The organism is Pseudorhodoplanes sp., assembly GCF_050250235.1.
Taxonomy (GTDB): Bacteria; Pseudomonadota; Alphaproteobacteria; order Rhizobiales; family Xanthobacteraceae; genus Pseudorhodoplanes.
The window spans coordinates 1-4,330 of record NZ_JBFWPA010000278.1; the positions used below are offsets into that span (position 1 = coordinate 1).

General features: G+C 59.2%; 2 protein-coding genes. Both read left to right on the forward strand.

What is annotated here, in order from left to right; all coding sequences use genetic code 11:
- Positions 1 to 31: 31 nt before the first annotated feature.
- Positions 32 to 3,982, forward strand: coding sequence for a PAS domain S-box protein (locus AB7F49_RS38595; RefSeq protein ID WP_428533082.1), 3,951 nt, complete (start codon positions 32 to 34; stop codon positions 3,980 to 3,982).
- A partial coding sequence (locus AB7F49_RS38600) for a DUF4118 domain-containing protein (protein WP_428533079.1) occupies positions 3,979 to 4,330 on the forward strand: 352 nt, incomplete at its 3' end. The genes AB7F49_RS38595 and AB7F49_RS38600, both read left to right, overlap by 4 nt.

A 4,330-nucleotide genomic window follows, 5' to 3' on the forward strand; every position in this document is an offset into this window, starting at 1 on the left:
CACGCAATGGCCACCGCCGAGGGACTCCGAGATCAGGAGAAATCCCAATGGCTTCACCGTCGAAGGCCGGCATGTCCGCAAGGATGGCTCGACTTTTCCAGTCGAGGTCAATGTCAACTTCGCTCACCTGGACCGCGATTACATCGTTTCCGTGGTGCGGGACATCACCGAGCGGAAGGAAGCGGAGACGTCGCTGCGGGCCAGCGAGGAGCGTTTTCGCCTCATCACCACCAACATGCTCGACATGGTCAGCCAGACGGATGCCGCGGGGATCGTGCAGTACGCGACTCCGTCGAATCAACAGGCCTTTGGGTATCCGATGGAAGAGTTCATCGGCAAATCGACCTTCGGGTATCTCCACCCGGATGATCGCGAGCGGGCCATCGTCATGTTCCAGAACGCCCTGGCAACGAGAAGCAGAGGAGGCGGCGAGTTCCGTTTTCGACATGTGGACGGGCATTATCTCTGGCTGGAAGTCATCGGAAACGTCCTTGTCGACGACGATGGCAAGGTGTGCGGCACCATTCTCGCCAGCCGCGACATCACGGAGCGCAAACAGGCCGAAAAACAGTTGCTGCTTCAAAGCGCCGCCCTGGAGGCGGCCGCCAACAGCATCGTCATCACCGATCGGCAGGGCGACATCGCCTGGGTCAATCCCGCTTTCACGCGCATGACCGGCTACACGCTCGAAGAAGTCCTTGGGAAGAATCCGCGCCTTCTGAAATCGGGCAAACAGGAGCGGGCGCTCTACGAGAACCTGTGGAACACCATCCTGGCGGGAAAAGTCTGGCGCGGCGAACTTGTCAACCGCCGCAAGGACGGCAGCCTGTACGCGGAGGAATTGACCATCACCCCAGTGTTCGCAAGTGGCTCTGAGATCACGCACTTCATCGCCATCAAGCAAGACATCACCGAGCGACGGCGGGGCGAGGATGCACTGCGCAAAAGCGAGCAACACTTCAGCTTCCTGTTCGACAACATGCTAAACGGCGTCGCAAACTGCCGGATGGAGTTCGAGGACGGCTGCGCTTGGGATTACACTTATCTCGATGTGAATGCTGCCTTCGAAAAACTGACGGGTTTGAAGGGCGTAAAAGGCAAACGCGTGTCGGAGGTCATTCCGGGAATCCGCACGCTCGATCCGGAGTTGTTTGAGATTCTCGGTCGTGTGGCGCAAACAGGCAACCCGGAGCATTTCGAGATTTATCTGCGCGCGCTGAAGATGTGGTTCGAAATCGGTGCTTACTGCCCCGAGTCGGATCATTTCGTGGCCGTGTTCGACGTGATCACCGAGCGCAAGCAGGCTGAGACATCCCTGCGCGCCAGCGAGGCCAAGCTGAAGGCCATAAGTACGGCGGCGCTCGATGCGATCATCATGATCGACAGCGAAGGCAACGTCATGTTCTGGAACCCGGCCGCGGAAAGAACCCTGGGCTATTCAGCCTCCGAAATCATGGGCAAGAACCTGCATGGACTCTCGACCCCGAAGCGCTACAAGCCTGATTTTGATCGGGGCCTGGCGGAATTCAAGCGAACTGGCCAGGGACCGTTGATCGGCAAGACCGTGGAAGCGTCGGCACTACACCGCGACGGCCACGAATTCCCCGTCGAGGTGTCGTTGGCATCGGTACGCCTGAACGACCAGTGGTGCGCGGTCGGTGTCGTGCGCGATATCAGCGCGCGGAAGCAGGCAGAGGCATCGCTCCGGCTCAGCGAGGAACGCTTTCGCAATTCCTTCGACTTCGCGGGCATCGCCATGGGCGTGATGGATTTGGATGGTCGCTTCTTGCAGGTCAATCCCGCTTGCTGCGCGATGCTGGGATACACGGAAGAAGAATTACTGCACACCTCGTCCCAGGCAATTACTCACCCGGATGACGTGAGTGGCGACCTCGCGAATCGGGACGAACTCCTCGCAGGCAAGATCTCATCCTACCAGATCGAGAAACGCAATATCGACAATTCGGGACGAACGTTGTGGGTCCTGAAGACCGCGTCCCTGGTCCGCGACGCGGAAGGCCGACCGTTGCAAATTCTGGCGCAGGTCCAGGATATTACCGCAGGCAAACAAACTGAGCAGAAGCTCCAACAAAGCGAGGAGCGTTTCGCGCTTGCCGTCGAAGGGGCCAATGATGGCATCTGGGACTGGAACTTCGCCACGAGAAAGGTCTACTTCTCGCCGCGGTACAAGGCCATGATCGGTTATGCCGACCACGAGATGAAAGATCGCTTTGTCGAGTGGCAGCAACGCGTGCACCCCGACGATCTGGCCGGTACCATGGCGCAACTGCGCGCCTACCTCAAAAAACGAAGTCCCACCTACCAGCCGGAATTTCGCCTGCGGTGCAAGGACGGATCGTATCGCTGGATTCTGGCACGTGCCAAAGCCATTTGGGATGAAAAGGGCAAGGCGATCCGACTCACCGGCTCGCACACGGACATTACCGACCGGAAAAAGGCCGAGGAGGAACTGCGACTCAGCGAGGAACGCTTCCGCCGCATCACGACGAACATGCTCGATCTGGTGGTGCAAGTTGATCCCGAGGGCGCTTATGAGTATGTCACGCCGTCCACGCTTTCGGTCCTCGGTTATCGATCCGAAGACCTGATCGGCAAGTCGTTTTTCCCGCTCATGCACCCCGAAGACCTTGAAAGAACCTTCCTCGCGTTCAAGACCGCGATGGAAACCGGCACCCCCGCCTATGGCGAATATCGATTCCGGAAAGCCAACGGCGAATACATCTGGCTCGAAGCGATAGGGACTCGGTTGCTGGACGACGACGGGAAGGTTTGCGGCGGTCTCATCGCGTGTCGCGACATCACCGAGCGCAAGCGGGCGAGGGAAGCGCTGCGGGCTTCGCGCGACCTGCTCAGTTCGGTCCTGGAACATGCGCCAATCCGGGTGTTCTGGAAAGATCGCAATTTGCGTTACCTCGGCTGCAACAGCCTGTTCGCGCACGACGCCGGCGTGGCGCATCCCGAGGACTTGCTTGGCAAGGACGATTTCCACTTCGGCTGGAGCGAGCAGGCAGAGCGCTATCGCGCCGACGACCAACGGGTGATGGATCTCGACCAGCCGATAATCGGTTACGAGGAGCCGCAGACATCGCCGGCGGGGGACACGATCTGGCTGCGCACCTCCAAGGTTCCCTTGCACGATGGGGAGGGAAAAGTGATCGGCATGCTGGGCATCTACGACGACATCTCAGAACAAAAACAAGCCAACGAGGAAATCCGTAGACTCAACGCCGAGTTGGAGCAAAAGGTACTCGATCGCACCGCGCAGCTGGAAGCCGCCAACAAGGAACTCGAATCGTTTGCCTACAGCGTCTCGCACGACCTGCGGGCTCCTTTGCGCGGCATCGACGGTTTTAGCCAGGCCCTGCTGGAAGACTACAACGACAAGCTCGACGCTGACGGCCAGGACTATTTGCGGCGGGTGCGAGCCGCCGTCCAGCGCATGAATCGATTGATCGAGGACATCTTGCAACTCTCGCGGCTAAATCGCTCGGCCAAGAAGAGCGAGGAAGTCGATTTGAGCGTGATCGCCGCCCATGTCGTCGCGGAGTTGCGGGCGGCCGACCCGGCCCGGCACGTCGACATCCGGCTGAAGTCCGGTTTGATGGCCAACGGCGATGGCCGACTTCTGGAGGTCGTGCTCACGAACCTCATCGGCAATGCCTGGAAGTTCACGAGCAAGACTGAAGATGCGCGGATCGAACTGGGTGTGTCAGAAACGGACGGCAAGTGTGTGTTTTTCGTCCGCGACAACGGCGCCGGCTTTGACATGGCCAATGTGGACCGCCTGTTCGGCGCTTTCCAGCGGTTGCACACCGAGGCCGAGTTTCCGGGCACGGGCATCGGCTTGGCGACGGTGCAGCGAGTTATCCGCCGCCATGGCGGGGAGGTTTGGGCGGAAGGGGCGGTGGGCAAGGGGGCGACGTTTTACTTTACAATCGGCCCAAACGGGAGGGCACCATGAACGTGAAGAGCGTCCTGTCCACGGTCGGCAAGAAAAGCGTCATTAATGGGAGCATTCCCAAGGCCGTGATGCGCTACGCCATCCCCGTTTTGGCCGTGGCCGTGGTATCACTGATTCGGGTCTTATTTTGGGAGGTCCTTGGCCATGATTACGAATACCTGCTCTTTTGGCCTGTGGTCATACTGGCTACCGCGTATGGAGGTTTTGGGCCTGGCGTGTGGGCTACGTTTCTCTGCGCGTTGGTGGTCATGGTGCTCTTCAGTTGGCCGTTGACCAAGCTCGGTCCCGGGACGTTGGTTGGTTTCCTGGTATTCATTGCAGTTGGTACGTTGTGTAGTTTTCTGATTC